The following is an 18,977-nucleotide window of genomic DNA, read 5'->3' on the forward strand; positions in this document are numbered from 1 at the left end:
GGGGGGGGGGGGGGGGGGGCATCAGCTTCTGCTGCGGCTTCGTCAGGCCCGCGATCCCCGCGACGTCGAAGCCTGCGACGATGTCCGGGCTGACGCGCGTGCTCAGCTCGCGCCAGTCCTTCGCACGAATCGACGGTCGATCACTCATCGGAGTGCACCTGAGCAGAGTCCGGGCAGACAGGTAGGTCTCCTGCTGGCAACATACGTATCAGTGTAGAACTGCAAATATCGAGCTACTCAGAAAGCGGTTGTTGTGTTCTGTTGTCATAGAACACAAGTCGCCCGGTCCGCTCTTCGACGAGCTGCAGGTCCGAGCCGATGGGAAGGAGGTAGATACTGATGACGGCTGGTTCAATTGCCGCAACTGTGTTGAAATCAACGACGACGAGATTGCCGGGTGTATTGATGTAGGTATCGTCGTCTTCCTCGGCGAGAAATCGCCACCCGTTGTCCGCAGGATTCACGGGCGCTTCGCGGAACGCCCATTTCAGAAGCCCTTCTCCTGCGAGAATACGCCGCGACGCGAGTACCCCTCCGGCACCTTCGATGAATTCGTTAGTTTTCGTGTTCAAGAGCGGCTTTGATCCTTCCGGCAAGTTCGACACGGCCGCGAGTCTCTGCCCGCTGCAGGGGGAGCAGTCCTGCTCTGTTCGGCGTTTCCAGACCAGACAGACCCTGCTGGAAAACGAGGTCGTACAGCGGCAGGAGTTCCGTTTCATCAGAACCCATGAGCATCAAGCTGTCGAGTATTCCGTCGCCGCGGCGTGATCGGGAGTTCACGTTCGCGCTGGCGGCGATGAGTCGCCGGACGAGCGCTGTCGTCTGCTCGATGTCGTGCCGTGCGGCCCCGAGTAGGATCCTCAGAGGAGGTTCTTCGTCCTCGCCTGCGGCGAAGTCGGCCCTTGCGCCGTGGTCCAGCAGGAGGTTCGCGATCTCGTAGCGAGCGTCGGGCGAGGTGTTCGCCAACGCCTGGGCCAGGACGGGGGTTCCCAAAGTGTCGAGGCTGTTTGCTAGCTCAGGTGAGAAAACCGCGCGAAAATCCGCCGCCGACTGCGTGAGCGCGGTGACTCCGAGACTAGCCATGAAGACCTTCCTCGCTACTCATACTTGTGGCTTCTATTAGAGGCTGGCGTCTGTGGAACGTAGTGATCAGGGTTAATGTACCTCCTTGGCCTCCCACACGAGCTTCTTCGCGGCGTCGAGCCGTGCCTGCGCGTCATCAACCGATGTGCGCTCGGAGGAGACGTCGGAAGACGTGAAGACGTTCGGTGCGACTCGCCGCGGAACCCGAGCCGCACCCCGACCCGCGCGCGTGGGAGAGGAGGAATTGATCTCCCCGCTGGATCTTGAGGAGGTGCCGAGATGAGAGTTCGCAGGAGGCTGGTCGTAAGCGTGCTGGTCGCGGTCGCGGTCGCGGGGTCGCTTTCGGGGTGCACGTCGGAGCAGCGAGAGGTGGAACGGGTGGCGTCGCAGGAAGCTCAGTTGAGAGAGTACGTCGAGCAGGCCGATGCGTGGGGGGGCTGAGATCATCGTGCAGATCCCCGAGGCCGAGGTGGAGAACGTCACTCAGAATCTGGGCGGGTCTCGGCAGGCGAGCGACCTGTACGAGGATTGGCCGAAGTACTACTACTGGGATCAGATCGTTTCGTTGCTTCCCGATGGGCCGCGGACGCCGGCCCAGCTGGCTGATGACTTGGAACCCTGGCTCGAGGAGCAGGGCTGGCAGCGCGATCGTGCACGTGAGTTCCCTCCAGGCAAGGAGAGTTTCACGCGTGACTACCGGCGAGGTGCGTACACCCTCGCGGTCGAGGTCTACACCGTGCCTCCCCCTCACGCTCAGTCCATCAGCTTCAGCATCGTGACGCCGAACACCGACCCGGACCGAGGGTGAGGCCTGATTCGCGCTGCACGTCGATCGAGCACAGCCGGCTGAGGCCCCCGCTCGAGACCGAGCCCAGTGCGCGAGCCCGAGTCTTCCAGAGCCGGTAGCTCACTCAGTTTGATGCAATGGAGTCGGTTTCGAGCGCGGAGAGCGGTGGGGAGCGCGGCCCTAGCGGGACGACAGGAAGCCGCGCAGCAGTGCGGCCGATCCCTCGATGTGCTCGCGCATGGCCTCGGCGGCCGATTCGGATCGGCCCGCCAGGATCGCCGAGACGATCGCCTCGTGCTGCGCGTGCGAGTGGGCGAGATTCGGGGCCAGCACGGGGATGTCGTCGAGCAGGGCGTTGACACGCGACCGCAGATTCGCCACGAGGGGCACCAGACTCGGGGATCCCGAGAGCTCGGCGATCAGCAGGTGCAGCCGCGAGTCGAGCCGCCGGTGGTCCGAGACGTCGGCCGCCGCGCACTCCTCGAGCGCGCGCACCAGCGCGGTGCGATCCTCGGCGCTCAGATCCCGCCCGGCAGCCTCGCGTGCAGCACCCACCTCGAGCACCCGTCGCAGCACGGTCGTGTCCTCGATCTCGTCCTCGCCGAGCTCGGCCCGCTCGGTGCGCAGCGCGGTGGGGCTGGGCAGCTCATCGACCACGAAGGTGCCGCCGTAGCGGCCGCGACGTGAGACCACGTACCCGGCGTCGGCGAGCGTGGCGAGCGCGTCGCGCACGGTGTCCCGGCTCACCTTCAGCATGCTCGCGAGCTCGCGCTCCGCGGGCAACCGGTCACCGGGTGGGATCAACCCGAGGCGGATGGATTGCAGCAGCCGTCTGATGGTCTCCTCGTAGGCATTGCTCGGACGCACGGCCCCGATGAGCAGTTCGATGCCCTCGGACGGTACGTGCATGGCTTTCCTCTCGGGTGGTGTGCCGAGTCTAGTGCGGCTCGTCTGGGCTCCGGGATCGTGCCTCAACGGCCCTGGGGGTCCTGCCGCGTATTTCGGCTCTCACCGTTCATTCGGATGGATCGGCGGGTTACGGTCCGAATGAACGGTGAGAGCCGAAACAACGGAGGGCGAGGATGCGGGGAGGGGAGCCCCTCGGTGCGGTGCTCGCGCGGCGCCGGAGCCGCGCTCAGAGCGGGGTCGTATACGCGCTCGTGAGGCCGCCGTCGACGAGGAAGGTCGACGCCGTGATGAACGAGGCGTCATCGCTCGCGAGGAAGGCGACCGAGGCCGCGAGCTCCTCGGGACGCGCGAAGCGGCCGACCGGCACATGCACGAGGCGGCGCGCGGCGCGCTCGGGATCCTTCGCGAACAGCTCCTGCAGCAGCGGGGTGTTCACGGGCCCCGGGCACAGCGCGTTGACCCGGATGCCCTGCCTGGCGAACTGCACGCCCAGCTCGCGGGTCATCGCGAGCACACCGCCCTTCGACGCAGTGTACGAGATCTGGGAGGTCGCGGAGCCCATCACTGCGACGAACGAGGCCGTGTTGATGATCGATCCGCTGCCCTGCTTCGTCATGTGACGCAGCGCTGCGCGCGAGCACAGATACACACTCTTCAGATTGACGTCCTGCACCTTCTGCCACGCCGGCAGCTCGGTGATCTCGATGGAGTCGTCATCGTCGGGGGAGATACCGGCGTTGTTGAACGCGATGTCGACCGAGCCGTACTCTCGTGCGGCCGTGTCGAAGAGGTTGTCCACCTGATCCTCGTCGGTGACATTGACCTGCACGAAGAGGCCGCCGACCGCCGCCGCCGCGGCCTCACCGCCCACGGGATCCATGTCGCCGATGACGATCGTCGCGCCCTCGGCGCGCATGCGCCTGGCCGTGGCGAGGCCGATGCCGCTGCCGCCGCCGGTGATGACGGCGACCTTGCCGGCGAGACGCTGGGTGAGGTCGATGGGGGTGATGTCGCTCATGGTGTGTCCTTCGGTGTCGTCGTGCTGCGCGGAGTCGCAGATTCTGGGGTGGTGGATCCTGCGACTCGCTGGCGCTCGCGCAGGATGACGGATGAGGCTGCGACTTCGCGCAGGATGACGGGTTGGGGGCTCCGCTGGTCGAGCGAGGAGCGGAGCGACGAGTCGAAATCGAGGACCGTGGTTTTCGACTCGCTGCGCTCGCTCAACCAGCGGTGGATCAGTCGGTGGCGAAGAACACGTTCTTCGTCTCGGTGAAGTGCTCGGCGGCGTCGGGGCCCAGCTCGCGGCCGAGCCCGGACTGCTTGAATCCGCCGAAGGGCGTCGAGTAGCGCACCGAGGAGTGCGAGTTGACGGAGAGATTGCCGCCCTCGACGCCGCGCGCCGCGCGGATGCCGCGGGCGAGATCCCGCGTCCAGATCGAACCGCTGAGCCCGTACTCGGTGTCGTTGGCGATGCGCAGCGCGTCGGCCTCGTCCTCGAACGGGATCACCGACACGACGGGGCCGAAGACCTCCTCGCGCGAGAGGCGGTCGCCGGGGGAGCCCTCGACCACGGTCGGCGCGAACCAGGCGCCCGGCCCGCTGGGAGCCGAGCCGCGGAACGCGATCCGCACGTCATCGGTGAGGAAGGACGCGACGCTGTCGCGGTGCGCGAGCGTGACGAGCGGGCCCACTTCGGTGTCCTCGTGCGTGGGATCGCCCACCCTGACGCCCTGGACGGCCTGCTCGAAGTGCTCCATGAAGCGGTCGTAGACGCTGCGCTGCACGAGCAGCCGGCTGCGTGCGCAGCAGTCCTGCCCGGCGTTGTCGAAGACCGCGTAGGGAGCGGTGGCCGCGGCCTTCTCGATGTCGGCGTCGTCGAACACGATGTTGGCGCTCTTGCCGCCGAGCTCGAGCGTGACGCGCTTCACCTGCTCGGCGCAACCGGCCATGATGCGCTTGCCCACCGCGGTCGAGCCGGTGAACACGACCTTGCGTACGTCGGGGTTCGTGACGAAGCGCTCACCGACCACCGATCCGCGCCCGGCGAGCACCTGGAAGAGACCCTCGGGCAGGCCCGACTCGAGTGCCAGCTCGCCGAGTCGGAGGCTGGTGAGCGGCGTCCACTCCGCGGGTTTCAGCACCACGGCGTTGCCCGCCGCGAGCGCGGGGGCGAAGCCCCACGCGGCGATGGTCATGGGGAAGTTCCACGGCGTGATGACGCCGACCACGCCGAGCGGCTCGTGGAAGGTGACGTCGAGGCCGCCGGCCACCGGGATCTGCTGCCCGATGAGGCGTTCGGGAGAGGCGGAGTAGTACTCGAGCACGTCGCGCACGTGCCCCGCCTCCCAGCGCGACTGCGTGATCGGGTGCCCGGAGTTCGTGGTCTCGAGCCGTGCGAGATGCTCGATGTCGGCGTCGACGGCGTCGGCGAAGCGCCGCAGCGCCTTGGCCCGATCGGCCGGCGCCACCCGCGCCCACTCGCGCTGAGCACGCACGGCCTCGGCGATGGCGACATCGGTCTGCTCGATGTTCAGGTGCTCGACCTCGATGACCTCGGTCTCATCGGCCGGGTTGACGACGGTGTAGCTCATGGCTGCTCCTTTGCGAGACGGTGGGTTCTGGCCGCCGCGACGAGGCCCGCGAAGAGCCTGCGGTCGTCGCGGTTCTCCTCGGGGTGCCACTGCACGGCGATCCCGAAGGGGGCCGAGGGGAGTTCGAGCGACTCGATGATGCCGTCGGCGGTGCGGCTCGTGACCTCGAGCCCCTCGCCGACCTCCCCGATCCCCTGGTGATGGTAGAGGTGGGCGCGGGCGCCGCGATCCTCGCCGAGCACCTCGGCGATCCGGGATCCCTCGGTCACCTCCACGTCGATCGGATTGAAGACGCCGTTGCCGAGCTGGTAGCGATCGTCGCCGACGACATCGGGGAGATGCTGGATCAGCGTGCCCCCGAGTTCGACGTTGAGCATCTGCGCGCCGCGGCAGATGCCGAGGAACGGCAGCTCCGCCTCGAGGGCGGCCTCGAGCAGCGCGCCCTCGAAGGCGTCGCGGTCGCTGCGGGGCGCGCCGGTGCGCTCGTGCGGATCCTGCCCGTACCGCGCGGGATCGATGTCGGCTCCGCCCGAGAGGACGATCCCGTCGAGGGCCGATACGATGCGCCGCGCCGCCTCGGCGTCGATCGGTTGCGGCGGCAGTACGAGGGCGATCCCGCCGGCCTCGGTCACCCCGTCGAGGTACACCTGGGGGAGGAAGGATGCGCGCACATCCCAGACCCCGGTTCGCGCCTGCTCGAGGTAGCTGGTGATGCCGATGACGGGGGCGTCGCCCGCATCGGCGCCGCGCTCGCCAGGGTCGTGTCGATCAGAGCCGTTCAAAACCACGCACCCTCTCCCAATCGGTGACCGCCGCGTCGTAGGCCTGCACCTCGATGCGAGCGGCGTGGACGTAGTGCTCGACGACCTCGTCGCCGAAGACCTCGCGGGCCAGTTCCGACCGCTCGAAGAGGTCGGCCGCCTCGCGCAGCGTGGTCGGCACGCGATCGATGTCGCTCGCGTAGGCGTTGCCCGTGAGCGGATCGCCGAGCTCGAGCTCGCGCTCGATGCCGGCGAGGCCCGCCGCGAGCATGCCGGCCACCGCCAGGTACTGGTTCACGTCGCCGCCCGGCACCCGGTTCTCGACGCGCATGCCGTGGCCGCGGCCGACGACGCGCAGCGCGCAGGTGCGATTGTCGTGGCCCCACGCCACCGCAGTCGGGGCGAAGCTGCCCTCGACGAAGCGCTTGTACGAGTTGATGTTGGGGGCGTAGAGGAGGGTGAACTCCCGCATGGCGGCGAGCTGGCCGGCGATGAAGTGCCGGAACATCTTCGACATGCCGTCGGGGGTGTCGGGATCGGCGAAGACGGGCTCGCCCGCCGTGCTGCGCAGGCTCGCGTGCACGTGGCAGCTGTTGCCCTCGCGCTCGTTGAACTTGGCCATGAAGGTGATGCTCTTGCCGTGCGCGTCGGCGATCTCCTTCGACCCGCTCTTGTAGATGGAGTGGTTGTCGCAGGTGGGGACCGCCTGCGCGTAGCGGAAGGCGATCTCCTGCTGCCCGAGGTTGCACTCGCCTTTCACCCCCTCGCAGTACATGCCGGCGGCGTCCATCGAGTTGCGGATGTCGCGCAGCAGCGGCTCGAGGCGCGTGGATGCCTGCAGCGCGTAGTCGGTGTTGTAGTCGGTCGACGGGGTGAGATCGCGGTAGCCGCTCCTCCAGGCCGTGCGGTAGTCGTCGTCGAAGACGAGGAACTCGAGTTCGGTGCCGACGTAGGGCACGAGGTCGCGCTCGGCGAGGCGGTCGACCTGGCGCTGCAGGATCGCCCGCGGCGACACCGGGATCGGCGTGTGGTCGTTCGCGGTCGTGAGGTCGGCGATGACGAGCGCGGTACCGGGCAGCCACGGGGTGCGGCGCAGGGTCGAGAGATCCGGGATCATCGCCATGTCGCCGTAGCCGCTCTCCCAGCTGGTGAGTGCATAGCCGTCGACGGTGTTGAGCTCCACATCGACCGCGAGCAGATAGTTGCAGCACTCGGCCCCGTGCTCCATCACGTCCTCGAGGAACAGCCGGGCGGAGACCCGCTTGCCCACCAGCCGGCCCTGCATGTCGGTGAAGGCGACGATGACGGTGTCGATCTCGCCGCTCGCCACCGCCTCGCGCAGTTGCTCGGGGGTCAGGTTTCCGCTCGCTGGGGACATACAGTGCTCCTCCTCGGCTCTGAGGGTGTCGCGTTCACGTGGTTTTCGCTTTATGGTCTGATTAAAGACCTTAGCGGTGATCCTCGTCCTGACAAGTCCCGCTTGTGATTGTTCATGGTGGCGTGGACTGAATGGAAAAGAATTTTCAAAAGGTAGTTGATTCGACCATTGAATTCACTATAGTCGGTTGACGTACGCCGCGTCATCGCGGGCGCGCTCGCAGCGGACCACTGCGATTCACGACGAAGTGAGGGAGGCCGGAATGGCCAAGGACACGCTGAAAGTCTCGGGAGTCACCTACACGACTGCCGAGTCGGGATATTTCGAGAAGCGGAAGCTCAAGCGCTCCGCCGGGATCTGGGGCCTCTGGGGCCTCGCCGTCGGTGCGGTGATCTCGGGCAACTTCTCGGGCTGGAACTTCGGAATCGATGCCGCGGGCTTCGGCGGCATGCTCATCGCCTTCGCGATCCTCGTCGTGATGTACTACGGCCTGGTCTTCTCGATCGGCGAGATGGCGGCAGCCATGCCGCACACCGGAGGCGCCTACTCCTTCGGTCGGGCGGCGATGGGGCCCTGGGGCGGATTCGTCACCGGCCTCGCCGAGACGATCGAGTACGTCGCGACCACGGCGGTCATCGTCTACTTCTCGGCCGCCTACGCGAACGGCGTCACCGAGTCGCTCATGGGCTTCACGCTGCCCAACTGGCTGTGGTGGGTGATCCTCTACGCGGCCTTCGTGGGCCTGAACACCGCCGGAGCCGCGATCTCGCTGAAGTTCGCCATCATCGTGTCGGTGATCTCCATCGGCGTGCTCGTGCTCTTCGGCATCATGGCGCTCGTGAGCGGTGCGGCCGACTGGGGCAGCCTCTTCGACATCGTGCCGGATCCGGGCCAGACGGCCTTCCTGCCGCACGGCGTGCTGCCGATCCTCTTCGCCCTCCCCTTCGCCATGTGGCTCTTCCTCGGGATCGAGGAGCTGCCGCTCGCCGCCGAGGAATCGCACGATCCGGTGCGCGACATCCCCCGCGCCGGCGTCTGGGCGCGCGGCACCCTCATCTTCACGGGTCTGCTCGTGCTCTTCCTGAACACCGCGGTGCTCGGATCCGAGGCGACGGGAGTGGCCGGCGAGCCGCTGCTCGACGGCTTCCGGGTGATCGTCGGCGAGGAGCTCGCCTGGGTGGCCGGGGTGCTCGCGCTCTTCGCCCTCCTCGGCCTGCTCGCCTCGCTGCAGGGCATCATGTTCGCCTATGGCCGCAACATGTACTCGCTGTCGCGCGCCGGCTACTACCCGAAGTTCCTCTCGTTGACCGGTCGGCGCCAGACACCGTGGGTTGCGCTCCTCGCGGGCGCGCTCATCGGATTCGCCGCGCTGCTGGTCGTCGATGCCACGGGCGGCGATGGCGGCGTCGCGGGTGCGGTCGTGCTGAACATCGCGGTCTGGGGCGCCGTGCTCGCCTACTTCATGCAGATGATCTCCTTCCTGATCCTGCGTAAGAAGTATCCCGATGCCAAGCGCCCGTACCGCAGCCCCTGGGGCCGATTCGGCGCCATCGCGGCCGCCCTGATCTCGGCTCTCATCTTCCTCGGCTTCCTGCTGAACGAGACCTTCCGCCCCGCGATCGTGGCGATCGTGATCGTCTACGTCGTCGCGCTGCTCGTGTTCGGCTTCTACGGCCGACACCACCTCATCCTGTCTCCGGAGGAGGAGTACGCGGTCTCGGGCGGCCTGCACGGCGATCCGGAGCGCGAGGGCTACGGCGGCCGGGTCGAGGAGGAGCTCCTCGCGATGGACGGCGTCGACGAGCCCGAGCCGAAGTAGGCGGCACCCGCCGGTTGAGCGAGCGGAGCGAGTCGAAACCGAGGGATCCGAGATCTGGTTCCGACTCGCCCGCTCGCTCGACCGCTGCTTGTCCACCCGGCGGGACGACTCGGCCCCGACCGAAACGCCGCAGAGCCTGGTAAGCTGGGCGCACTCTTGAATATCGGCCACCAAGCTGTGGCGGGAGAGCTCGGGATCGCAGCACTGCGACCCGGCGCCGTAGGAGCAAACCCTCCCCGGGAATCTCTCAGGCCCCCGTACCGCTGCAGCGCGGCAACTCTGGAAAGCAGCGCGGATCCCGTGGATCCGCGCTCACCGACGGTGCAAGGGCGCCCCGCGTGCGACAAGCGGAGCGTCTGAATCTCTCAGGTTCCGTAACAGAGCGGGGAGGATCCCACGTCAATACGCGCGCCCGCGCGATCCCACCACGGAGATCCTCTTGAGCATTGCACCGAAAGCAGCCGTATTCGCCGACCGACACATCGGCGTGACCGCGAGCGCCGACATCGAACGGATGCTGGGCCAGCTCGGCTTCCCGAGCGTTGATGCGCTCGTCGACGCAGCGGTGCCGGCCGACATCCGTGTCGACCGGCCGCTCGACCTGCCGGCGCCGCTCTCCGAGCAGGGCGCGCTCGCCCGGCTCCGTGAGATCGCGGGCCGCAACGTGGTGAAGACGCAGATGATCGGTCAGGGCTTCTACGGCACGATCACGCCGCCGATCGTGCTGCGCAAGGTGCTCGAGAACCCCGCCTGGTACACCGCCTACACGCCCTACCAGCCCGAGATCTCGCAGGGCCGGCTCGAGGCGCTGCTGAACTTCCAGACGATGGTCTCCGATCTCACCGCGCTGCCCATCGCCAATGCGTCGCTGCTCGACGAGTCGTCGGCCGCGGCAGAGGCCGTGCTGCTCATGCGCCGCGCCAATCGGGCCCAGGGATCGGCGAAGACCGTCGTCGACGCGAACCTGTTCCCGCAGACGATCGCGGTGATCCAGGGCCGCGCCGAGACGCTCGGCTTCGAGGTCGAGGTCGCGGACCTCTCGAACGGGCTGCCCGAGGGCGACATGTCGGGCATCGTGCTGCAGCAGCCGGGCGACGACGGAGCGGTGGTGGATCACACCGCGATCATCGCCGAGGCGAAGGAGCGCGGTGCGATGGTCACCGTCGTCGCCGACCTGCTCGCGCTCACGCTCATCACCCCTCCCGGCGAGCAGGGCGCCGACATCGCCGTGGGCAACACCCAGCGCTTCGGGGTGCCGCTCTTCTTCGGCGGCCCGCACGCGGCCTACATGGCCATCCGGGCGGGCCTCGAGCGCTCCATGCCGGGGCGCCTCGTGGGCGTCTCCAAGGACGACGCCGGCACCCCCGCCTACCGCCTCGCACTGCAGACGCGCGAGCAGCACATCCGCCGCGAGAAGGCCACGAGCAACATCTGCACCGCGCAGGCGCTGCTCGCGATCACCGCCTCGATGTACGCCGTCTACCACGGACCCGCCGGGCTGAAGGCGATCGCCGAGCGCACCCACGCGCACGCGCGCACGCTCGCCGCGGCGCTGACCGCCGCCGGCATCGAGCTCGCGCACACCGAGTTCTTCGACACCATCGTGGCGAAGGTGCCCGGCCGCGCCGAGCGGGTCATCGCCGACGCCGAGGTCGCCGGGATCAACCTGCGCCGCATCGACGGCGACACCGTGGGCATCTCCACCGACGAGACCACGACGGACGAGATCGTCGAGACGCTCGCGGGCGTCTTCGGGGCGTCCGGCGTCGAACCGGTTTCTCCGGGGGAGTACGGCTTCGCGTCCGGCCTCGTGCGCGAGAGCGATTACCTCACGCACCCCATCTTCAACTCGGTGCGATCCGAGACCCAGATGCTGCGCTATCTGCGCCGTCTCTCGGGCCGTGACCTCGCGCTCGACCGCACCATGATCCCGCTCGGATCCTGCACCATGAAGCTCAACTCGACGGCCGAGATGGAATCGATCTCCTGGCCCGAGTTCGCAGGGATCCATCCCTACGTGCCCGATCACCAGAGCGCCGGCTGGCGCGAGCTCATCACCGACCTCGAGGGGCGCCTCGTCGAGATCACCGGCTACGCCGGGGTCTCGCTGCAGCCCAATGCGGGATCGCAGGGAGAGTACGCGGGCCTCCTCGCCATCCGCGGCTACCACCTCGCGAACGGCGACGCGCAGCGAGACGTCTGCCTCATCCCCGCCTCGGCCCACGGCACCAACGCCGCCTCGGCCGTGCTCGCGGGCATGAAAGTCGTCGTGGTGAAGAACACCGACGCCGGCACGATCGACCTCGACGACCTCGACGCGAAGATCGCGGAGCACCGCGACGCGCTCGCCGCCATCATGATCACCTACCCGTCGACGTACGGCCTGTACGACGTCGACGTGCGCGAGGTCTGCGAGAAGATCCACGAGGCCGGCGGGCAGGTGTACATCGACGGCGCCAACATGAACGCTCTCGTCGGGCTCGCGAAGCCGGGCGAGTTCGGCGGCGACGTCTCGCACCTCAACCTGCACAAGACCTTCGCGATCCCGCACGGCGGCGGTGGCCCGGGCGTGGGTCCGGTGGCGGTCGCCGAGCACCTGCTGCCGTATCTGCCGGGCGACCCGACCGGCGGCTACACGGTGCGCGACGGGATCCCTGTGGTCGCGACGCTCTTCGGCTCCGCCGGGGTGCTGCCGATCTCGTGGGCGTACATCGCGATGCTCGGCGCCGACGGGCTCACCCGGGCCACCCGGCATGCGCTGCTGGGGGCGAACTACATCGCCTCGCGGCTGCGGGATCACTTCCCCGTGCTGTTCACCGGTGAGAGCGGGCTCGTGGCGCACGAGTGCATCCTCGACCTGCGCGAGCTCACGGCGAAGACCGGCGTCACCGCCGAGGATGTGGCGAAGCGCCTCATCGACTTCGGCTTCCACGCGCCGACGCTCGCGTTCCCCGTCGCGGGCACGCTGATGGTCGAGCCCACCGAGTCCGAGGACCTCGGCGAGCTCGAGCGCTTCATCGAGGCGATGGTCGCGATCCGCCGCGAGATCGATCAGGTCGCCGCGGGTGACTTCCCGCTCGAGGATTCGCCGCTGCGCCGCGCCCCGCACACCGCCGCCGCGGTGGTGTCGAGCGACTGGGAGCGCCCCTACCCGGTCGAGCAGGCCGCCTTCCCGGTCGCCTCGCTGCGCGTCGACAAGTACTTCCCGCCGGTCGGCCGCATCGACGGCGCGCACGGCGACCGCAACCTGATCTGCTCCTGCCCGGCTCCCGAGGCGTTCGCAGTCGATGCGGGTCACAGCGGCGGAGCCGCTTGAGGCGCGTCGACCGCAGGCTGAGCGAGCGCAGCGAGTCGAAACCCGACTGCACGACCGAGTTGAAGACGAGAGAAGGCACGATGACTGACCCCAAGCGCACCGCGCTCTACGACGAGCACGCGAAGCTCGGCGCATCCTTCACCGACTTCGGGGGCTGGGACATGCCGCTGAAGTACGGCTCCGAGCTGGCCGAGCACCGGGCCGTGCGCGAAGCCGCCGGCCTCTTCGACCTCTCCCACATGGGCGAGGTGTGGGTCTCCGGTCCCGACGCCGCGGCCTTCCTCAACACCGCGCTCGTCGGCAATCTCGCCGTGATCGCGGTGGGCAAGGCCAAGTACTCGCTCATCTGCGACGAGGGCGGTGGGATCATCGACGACCTCATCGTCTACCGCGTCGCCGATAACCGCTACCTGGTGGTGCCGAACGCGGGCAACGCGGAGACGGTCGCGGGGCTGCTCGCGGAGCGCGCCGCCGGCTTCGACGTCGAGGTGACCGACGCCTCGGCGGAGACGAGCCTCGTCGCGGTGCAGGGTCCGGCCGCCGAGCGGATCCTGCTCGACGTCGTGGCCGAGGGGGATCGCGACGCGGTGACCGAGCTGAAGTACTACGCCTGGGTGGCGGTGAGGGTCCGGGATATCGACGTTCTCCTGGCACGCACTGGGTACACGGGCGAGGACGGCTTCGAGCTCTTCGTTCCCAACGATCGCGTCGCCGAGCTCTGGAGCCTGCTGCTCGAGTCCGGGGAGGCCCACGGGCTCATCCCCGCGGGCCTCGCCTCGCGCGACTCCCTGCGTCTCGAGGCCGGCATGCCGCTCTACGGCAACGAGCTGAGTCTCGAGGTCACGCCCTTCGAGGCCGGTCTCGGGCCGATCGTCTCGTTCAAGAAGGAGGAGCGCTTCGTGGGCCGCGATGCCCTGGAAGCCCGCCGGGAGGCGACCGCCGAGATGACGCTGGTCGGCCTCAAGGGCGCGGGACGCCGTGCTGGCCGCGCCGGCTACTCGGTGCTCTCGGGCGGGCAGGTGGTCGGCCGCATCACGAGCGGCCAGCCCAGCCCCACGCTGGGGTACCCGGTCGCGATCGCCTACGTCTCGCCCGAGTACGCAGAGGTCGGCACGCAGCTCGAGGTCGACCTGCGCGGCAAGGCGGAGCCCTTCGAGGTGGTCGCTCTGCCGTTCTACCGGCGCGCGCAGTAGCGACCGACTGAGCGCGCCCCGCCGGTTGAGCGAACCTGCGCCCCGCCGGTTGAGCGAGGAGCGAAGCGACGAGTCGAAACCATCGGCTCCGCGGCTTCGACTCGCTGACGCTCGCTCAACCGGCGAAACCACCACCCCGAACATGAACAGCAAGAGAAAGAAGAGCACATCATGAGCAAGGTACAGACCGGACTGCGCTACTCGGCAGAGCACGAGTGGATCGACGGCGGCACCCCCGCGACGGTCGGCATCAGCGAGGTGGCGGCCGACGCTCTCGGCGAGATCGTCTACGTCGATCTGCCCGAGGTCGGAACGAGCATCACCGTCGGACAGGTGGTGGGCGAGGTCGAGTCGACGAAGTCGGTGTCGGAGCTCTTCTCGCCCGTCGCCGGCGAGGTCGTCGAGGTCAACGAGACCGCGGTGGGAGATCCCGCACTCATCAACTCCGATCCCTACGGCGAGGGCTGGCTGTTCCGCGTCGCCGTCTCCGAGGAGGGCCCGCTGCTGAGCGCTGAGCAGTACGCGGCCGACAACGGGGCCGAGATCTAACCGCGCCGCGGGATCCGGATCCGGGAGCAGGGACCGAGCGTGGCCGTCAGCGTGTTCGACCTGTTCAAGGTCGGGATCGGGCCGTCGAGCTCGCACACGGTGGGTCCGATGCGCGCGGCCCGCAGCTTCGTGGAGCGGCTGCGCCACCTGGATCGGCTGGGCGCGGTGGAGGGGCTGCGGGTCGATCTCTACGGTTCGCTCGCGGCCACGGGCCGTGGCCACGGCACGTTCACCGCGGTGCTGCTGGGGCTCGAGGGGCACGATCCCGAGCGGGTGCTGCCCGAGGAGGTGGATCGTGCGCTCGCGCGCATCGAATCCACCGGGCGATTGCGTCTCGCCGCCGAGCTGGGCGTGCCGCCGGTCGAACTCGCGTTCGGCGTGTCCGACATGGCGCTGCACCCGCTCACGGTGCTGCCGCGCCACACGAACGGCATGCGCTTCGCCGTGACCGGCGCGGATGGCGACGCGATCGAGGAGCAGACGTACTTCTCGGTGGGCGGCGGATTCATCCTGCGCGAGGGCGCCGAGCAGGAGGTGCAGGAGAAGCTCGACGCGGCCGTCGCCGAGCGCCCCTACCCGTTCACGACCGCGGCCGGGCTGCTCGCGCACGCACGGCGTTCGGGGCTGTCGATCGCCGGGGTGATGCTCGCCAACGAGCTCGTGCACCGCTCGGAGGATCAGGTGCGCGCCGGGCTCGCCCGCATCTGGGAGGTGATGGAGGCCTGCAAGAACTCGGCCCTCGCGCGTACGGGGGTGCTGCCGGGCGGGCTCGAGGTGCGCCGGAGGGCGCCGGAGTGGCATCGTCGGCTGAGCGAGCAGGATCCGGATCGGGATCCCGCCTACTGGCAGGAGTGGATCAACCTCGTGGCGCTCGCCGTCAACGAGGAGAACGCGTCGGGCGGACGTGTGGTGACGGCGCCGACCAACGGGGCCGCCGGCATCATCCCGGCCGTGCTCTTCTACGCCACCCACTACTCGCCGGGGGCAGGCGGGTGGTCGCCCGACGAGCGGCAGCGCGTCGTCGCGGACTTCCTGCTGGCCGCCGCCGCGGTGGGGGTGCTGTACAAGGAGCAGGCGTCGATCTCCGGGGCCGAGGTGGGCTGCCAGGGCGAGGTGGGTTCGGCGTCGTCGATGGCTGCGGCGGGGCTGGCCCAGGTGCTCGGCGGCACCCCCGAGCAGGTCGAGAACGCGGCCGAGATCGCGATGGAGCACAACCTCGGCCTCACCTGCGACCCCATCGGCGGTCTCGTGCAGATCCCCTGCATCGAGCGCAATGCGATCGCGGCGTCGAAGGCGGTCAACGCCGCCAAGATGGCGCTCATGGGCGACGGATCGCACCACGTGAGTCTCGACGAGGTCATCATCACGATGCGCGAGACGGGCAAGGACATGAGCGACAAGTACAAGGAGACCGCGCTGGGCGGGCTCGCCGTCAACGTGATCGAGTGCTGAGCCGCGGGATCCCGGCCTGCGTTCCGAGCCCCTAACCCCAAGCTCCTCCCCATCCCGCCATTACCCCCTCAAGCGCTGCGGAAGATATGCGATCTGCAGTACATATGCGATTCGACGCGGGATCCGCCATATGTTCGGCAGATCCCAGATGATCCGCAGGGCTCTACTATGAATCCATGAGCGGAACTCCAGCGAGCGGCGGCTCGCTCTCGCAGCGCCTCGACGCGTTGCCCTTCACGCGCAAGCACGGTCGTGTGCTCACCGGATCGGGGATCGGGTGGGCCCTCGACGCGATGGATGTCGGCCTCATCTCGTTCATCATCGCGGCGCTCACCCAGCACTGGGGGATCAGCAGGGCCGAGAGCGGGCTCATCGCCTCCATCGGCTTCGCGGGCATGGCGGTGGGCGCGAGCCTCGGCGGGCTGCTGGCCGACCGCTTCGGCCGTCGCCAGGTCTTCGCGCTGACGCTGCTGGTCTACGGCGTCGCCACCGGGGCCAGCGCGCTCGTCGGGGGTGTCGCACTGCTGCTCGTGCTGCGCTTCTTCGTGGGGCTCGGGCTCGGCGCCGAACTGCCGGTCGCCTCGACCTACGTCAGCGAGTTCGCACCGGCCCGCATCCGCGGCCGACTCATCGTGATCCTCGAGGCCTTCTGGGCCGTGGGGTGGACGGCGGCGGCCGTGATCGGCTACTTCGTGGTGCCCGCCGATGAGAACGGCTGGCGCTGGGCCTTCGCGCTCGGCGCGATCCCCGCCGTGTACGCGCTCGTCGTGCGGTGGGGGCTGCCGGAGTCACCGCGCTGGCTGGTGAGCCGGGGCCGCACCGGGGAGGCCGAGCGCATCGTCGCCGAGTTCGAGCGGTCGGCGCAGGGAACGGCGGCGCCGGGATCCTCGGTCGAGCTCGCGGATCCCGAATCCGAAGGACCCGCCGCCGATGTGTCGACCGCGCCCGCTGTGCCTGCTGGGGCCGCTGCACCGGCCGCGCCCGCCGTACCTGCCGCGCCCGCGGCGTCCGCCCCAACCGCTGCAACCCTCGCAGCGGCGCCGCAGGGCGGCTTCGCGACCTCCGCGGGAGCCCGGCTCGCGGCGCTCTGGTCGGGAGAGTTCCGCGGCCGCACCATCTCGATCTGGGTGGTGTGGTTCTGTGTCAACTTCGCCTACTACGGCGCGTTCATCTGGATCCCGAGCATTCTCGTCGATGCCGGGTTCAGCCTGGTGCGCTCCTTCGGCTTCACCCTGATCATCACGCTCGCGCAGTTGCCGGGGTACGCGGTGGCGGCCTGGCTGATCGAGGTGTGGGGCCGTCGCCTCACCCTCTCGGTGTTCCTCGCCGGGTCGGCGGTCTCGGCGATCGTGTTCGGCACGGTGCACACGGAGGGCGCGATCATCGCCGCGGGCATGGCGCTGTCGTTCTTCAACCTCGGCGCGTGGGGCGCCCTCTACGCGGTGACGCCCGAGATCTACCCCACGTCGCTGCGAGCCACGGGCGCAGGCTGGGCCGCCGGCGTGGGCCGCATCGCGTCGATCGTGGCACCGCTGATCGTGCCGCTGCTGTTGATGGCCGGGGGAGCCGGGCTGACGTTCGCCGTGTTCTCGGTGTTCTTCATCATCGCCGCAGGTGCGACCTGGGGGCTCGTGGATCGCCGCGGCAAGGCCCTCGACGATCGTTAGTTCCGGGCGATTCCCGGGTGCCGTGCGGCCTGCTTCGGCGTATCCTCGGCAGCAGATATCGGAAGGAGGGCGCCATGCCGTTCGCACGTGCCCACAACATCGCCGTCTCCCTCGACGGGTTCGCCACCGGTGAGGGGCAGTCGCTCTCCACGCCCTTCGGCCACGCGGGCGGCCGGCTCATGGAGTGGTTCTTCCCGACGGCGACCTTCCAAGCGCAGACGGGGGATCGCGAGCGGCAGTCCGTCGACCCCGCGTCGGATCCCGACGACGTCTTCGCCCGGAGGTCGTTCGAGGGGATCGGCGCCGAGATCATGGGCGCGGGCAAGTTCGGCCCGCCCGGATGGCAGCACGATCCCGAGTGGCGCGGCTGGTGGGGCGAGGAGCCGCCCTTCCACTCGCCGGTGCTGGTGCTGACGCACGAGCCGCATCCGCCGATCGAGCTCGGCGAGACGACGTTCCACTTCGTCTCGGCCGAGCCCGGCGAGGCGCTCGAGCAGGCGTTCGCCCTGGCGAACGGGCTCGACGTGCGGATCGGCGGCGGGCCGACGACGGTCCGCGAGTTCATGGCGGCCGGGCTCGTCGACCTGCTGCACGTCGTGCAGGTGCCCATCCTGCTCGGTCGCGGTGTCTCCCTCTGGACCGGGCTGGAGAGCTGGGAAGGCGACTACGACACCGAGTCGGTGACGACGCCGAGCGGCGTGACGCACCTGACCTTCACCCGTCGCTGATCCGCCGATCCGGCCCGGCCGAGGACCCGCGCAAGCGGTGCTGACCGCCTGATCGGCCGGCGTCCGTCTCGAGTGCGGCGGGTATCAGACCTCCGTCGCGAGCCCCTCGATCAGCTCGACGCCGGGGAGCGCGCACAGCGTCTCGCCGGGCAGCGCGATCTTGGCGGCCCGGATCCCGGCGCCGATGATCGCCTCGGGCACCTCGCGCACGCGCGAGTCGACGAGGATCCGCCACCCCTCCGGCAGGCCGAGCGGGGTGATGCCGCCGTACTCCATGCCCGTGAGCGAGACCGCCTCATCCATCGGGGCGAAGCTCGCCTTGCGCGCCTCGAGCAGCTTGCGCACGGTCTTGTTGACGTCGGCTCTTGTCGTCGCGAGCACGACGCAGGCGGCGTAGGTGACGTCGTCGCCGCGGCGACCCGCCACGACGATGCAGTTGGCCGAGGCGGCGGGTTCCACGCCGTAGGCCTCGCAGAAGGCGGCGGTGTCGGCCAGCTCGGCGTCGATCCCCGCCACCCGGATGCTCGCCGATACGGTCGGGTCGAGCTGCGCGACCGCGTCGCGCACGGGTGCTGCGAGCAACTCGGGGGCGTCGGCGGCGGGAAGCAGGTCCAGGGGCATCATCACACTCCGGTGTCAGGGGTTCGGGATCCGGTCCGAGCCTAGCCGAGCCGAGCGATGGCGAAGCGATGCGGCGATGCGCGGGGCGCCGCAAATGTGCGCTAGGCTTGTCGCTGTTGTCGA

At 69.0% G+C, this 18,977-nt stretch carries 16 protein-coding genes and 2 riboswitches; of the genes, 8 read left to right on the forward strand and 8 right to left on the reverse strand.

Annotated elements, in window-relative coordinates; genetic code table 11:
• Positions 1-233: 233 nt before the first annotated feature.
• Together AMS65_RS18780 and AMS65_RS20350 are read right to left on the reverse strand one after the other, a co-directional pair.
• Positions 234-572 (reverse strand): DUF2185 domain-containing protein, encoded by a 339-nt coding sequence (locus tag AMS65_RS18780; protein WP_075200980.1) that lies wholly within the window; start codon positions 570-572, stop codon positions 234-236.
• The gene (locus tag AMS65_RS20350) at positions 556-1,083 is read right to left on the reverse strand and encodes a hypothetical protein (RefSeq protein ID WP_053384457.1); all 528 of its coding nucleotides are present in this window, start codon (positions 1,081-1,083) and stop codon (positions 556-558) included. The genes AMS65_RS18780 and AMS65_RS20350 overlap by 17 nt, the downstream gene beginning before the upstream one ends.
• Before the next feature lie 424 nt (positions 1,084-1,507).
• Between AMS65_RS20350 and AMS65_RS12215 the strand changes: the two genes are divergently transcribed.
• The gene (locus tag AMS65_RS12215; RefSeq protein ID WP_053384458.1) at positions 1,508-1,891 is read left to right on the forward strand and encodes a hypothetical protein; all 384 of its coding nucleotides are present in this window, start codon (positions 1,508-1,510) and stop codon (positions 1,889-1,891) included.
• A gap of 159 nt (positions 1,892-2,050) precedes the next feature.
• Here the strand turns inward: AMS65_RS12215 and AMS65_RS12220 are convergent, their stop codons facing one another.
• From AMS65_RS12220 to AMS65_RS12240, 5 genes are all read right to left on the reverse strand, one after another.
• Positions 2,051-2,779: a FadR/GntR family transcriptional regulator gene (locus AMS65_RS12220; RefSeq protein ID WP_053384459.1), complete on the reverse strand. Its 729-nt coding sequence runs from the start codon at positions 2,777-2,779 to the stop codon at positions 2,051-2,053.
• Positions 2,780-3,005: 226 nt separating this feature from the next.
• Complete coding sequence (locus AMS65_RS12225) at positions 3,006-3,797, reverse strand: 3-oxoacyl-ACP reductase (RefSeq protein ID WP_053384460.1); 792 nt, start codon at positions 3,795-3,797, stop codon at positions 3,006-3,008.
• A 217-nt stretch (positions 3,798-4,014) separates the two neighbouring features.
• Positions 4,015-5,370, reverse strand: a complete 1,356-nt coding sequence (locus AMS65_RS12230; protein WP_053384461.1) for an aldehyde dehydrogenase family protein — start codon at positions 5,368-5,370, stop codon at positions 4,015-4,017.
• Positions 5,367-6,158: a gamma-glutamyl-gamma-aminobutyrate hydrolase family protein gene (locus tag AMS65_RS12235; protein ID WP_083451675.1), complete on the reverse strand. Its 792-nt coding sequence runs from the start codon at positions 6,156-6,158 to the stop codon at positions 5,367-5,369. The genes AMS65_RS12230 and AMS65_RS12235 overlap by 4 nt, the downstream gene beginning before the upstream one ends.
• Positions 6,139-7,509 (reverse strand): glutamine synthetase family protein, encoded by a 1,371-nt coding sequence (locus AMS65_RS12240; protein WP_053384463.1) that lies wholly within the window; start codon positions 7,507-7,509, stop codon positions 6,139-6,141. The genes AMS65_RS12235 and AMS65_RS12240 overlap by 20 nt, the downstream gene beginning before the upstream one ends.
• Before the next feature lie 262 nt (positions 7,510-7,771).
• On the opposite strand from AMS65_RS12240, the gene AMS65_RS12245 reads away from it, so the two are divergent.
• The 7 genes from AMS65_RS12245 to AMS65_RS12275 all read left to right on the forward strand — a co-directional run bounded on the left by AMS65_RS12245 (position 7,772) and on the right by AMS65_RS12275 (position 18,233).
• On the forward strand, positions 7,772-9,328 hold the full coding sequence (locus AMS65_RS12245) for an amino acid permease (protein ID WP_053384464.1): 1,557 nt from the start codon (positions 7,772-7,774) through the stop codon (positions 9,326-9,328).
• 171 nt (positions 9,329-9,499) lie between these two features.
• Positions 9,500-9,601, forward strand: a riboswitch (glycine riboswitch).
• A riboswitch (glycine riboswitch) is annotated at positions 9,602-9,719 on the forward strand. It begins immediately after the preceding riboswitch.
• A gap of 48 nt (positions 9,720-9,767) precedes the next feature.
• Positions 9,768-12,644, forward strand: a complete 2,877-nt coding sequence (gene gcvP / locus AMS65_RS12250) for an aminomethyl-transferring glycine dehydrogenase (protein WP_053384465.1) — start codon at positions 9,768-9,770, stop codon at positions 12,642-12,644.
• Positions 12,645-12,724: 80 nt separating this feature from the next.
• Entirely contained in the window at positions 12,725-13,837 is a 1,113-nt protein-coding gene (gene gcvT / locus AMS65_RS12255) for a glycine cleavage system aminomethyltransferase GcvT (protein WP_053384577.1), read from the forward strand.
• Positions 13,838-14,008: 171 nt separating this feature from the next.
• The gene (gene gcvH / locus AMS65_RS12260; protein WP_053384466.1) at positions 14,009-14,386 is read left to right on the forward strand and encodes a glycine cleavage system protein GcvH; all 378 of its coding nucleotides are present in this window, start codon (positions 14,009-14,011) and stop codon (positions 14,384-14,386) included.
• Between the two features lie 39 nt (positions 14,387-14,425).
• Positions 14,426-15,838, forward strand: a complete 1,413-nt coding sequence (locus tag AMS65_RS12265) for an L-serine ammonia-lyase (RefSeq protein ID WP_053384467.1) — start codon at positions 14,426-14,428, stop codon at positions 15,836-15,838.
• Between the two features lie 176 nt (positions 15,839-16,014).
• Positions 16,015-17,505, forward strand: coding sequence for an MFS transporter (locus AMS65_RS12270; protein WP_053384468.1), 1,491 nt, complete (start codon positions 16,015-16,017; stop codon positions 17,503-17,505).
• A gap of 74 nt (positions 17,506-17,579) precedes the next feature.
• Positions 17,580-18,233 (forward strand): dihydrofolate reductase family protein, encoded by a 654-nt coding sequence (locus AMS65_RS12275; RefSeq protein ID WP_053384469.1) that lies wholly within the window; start codon positions 17,580-17,582, stop codon positions 18,231-18,233.
• Positions 18,234-18,317: 84 nt separating this feature from the next.
• Here the strand turns inward: AMS65_RS12275 and AMS65_RS12280 are convergent, their stop codons facing one another.
• On the reverse strand, positions 18,318-18,857 hold the full coding sequence (locus AMS65_RS12280) for a YbaK/EbsC family protein (RefSeq protein WP_053384470.1): 540 nt from the start codon (positions 18,855-18,857) through the stop codon (positions 18,318-18,320).
• Positions 18,858-18,977: the final 120 nt, after the last annotated feature.

Origin of the sequence: Leucobacter celer subsp. astrifaciens, assembly GCF_001273835.1 — a bacterium.
Taxonomy (GTDB): Bacteria; Actinomycetota; Actinomycetes; order Actinomycetales; family Microbacteriaceae; genus Leucobacter; species Leucobacter celer.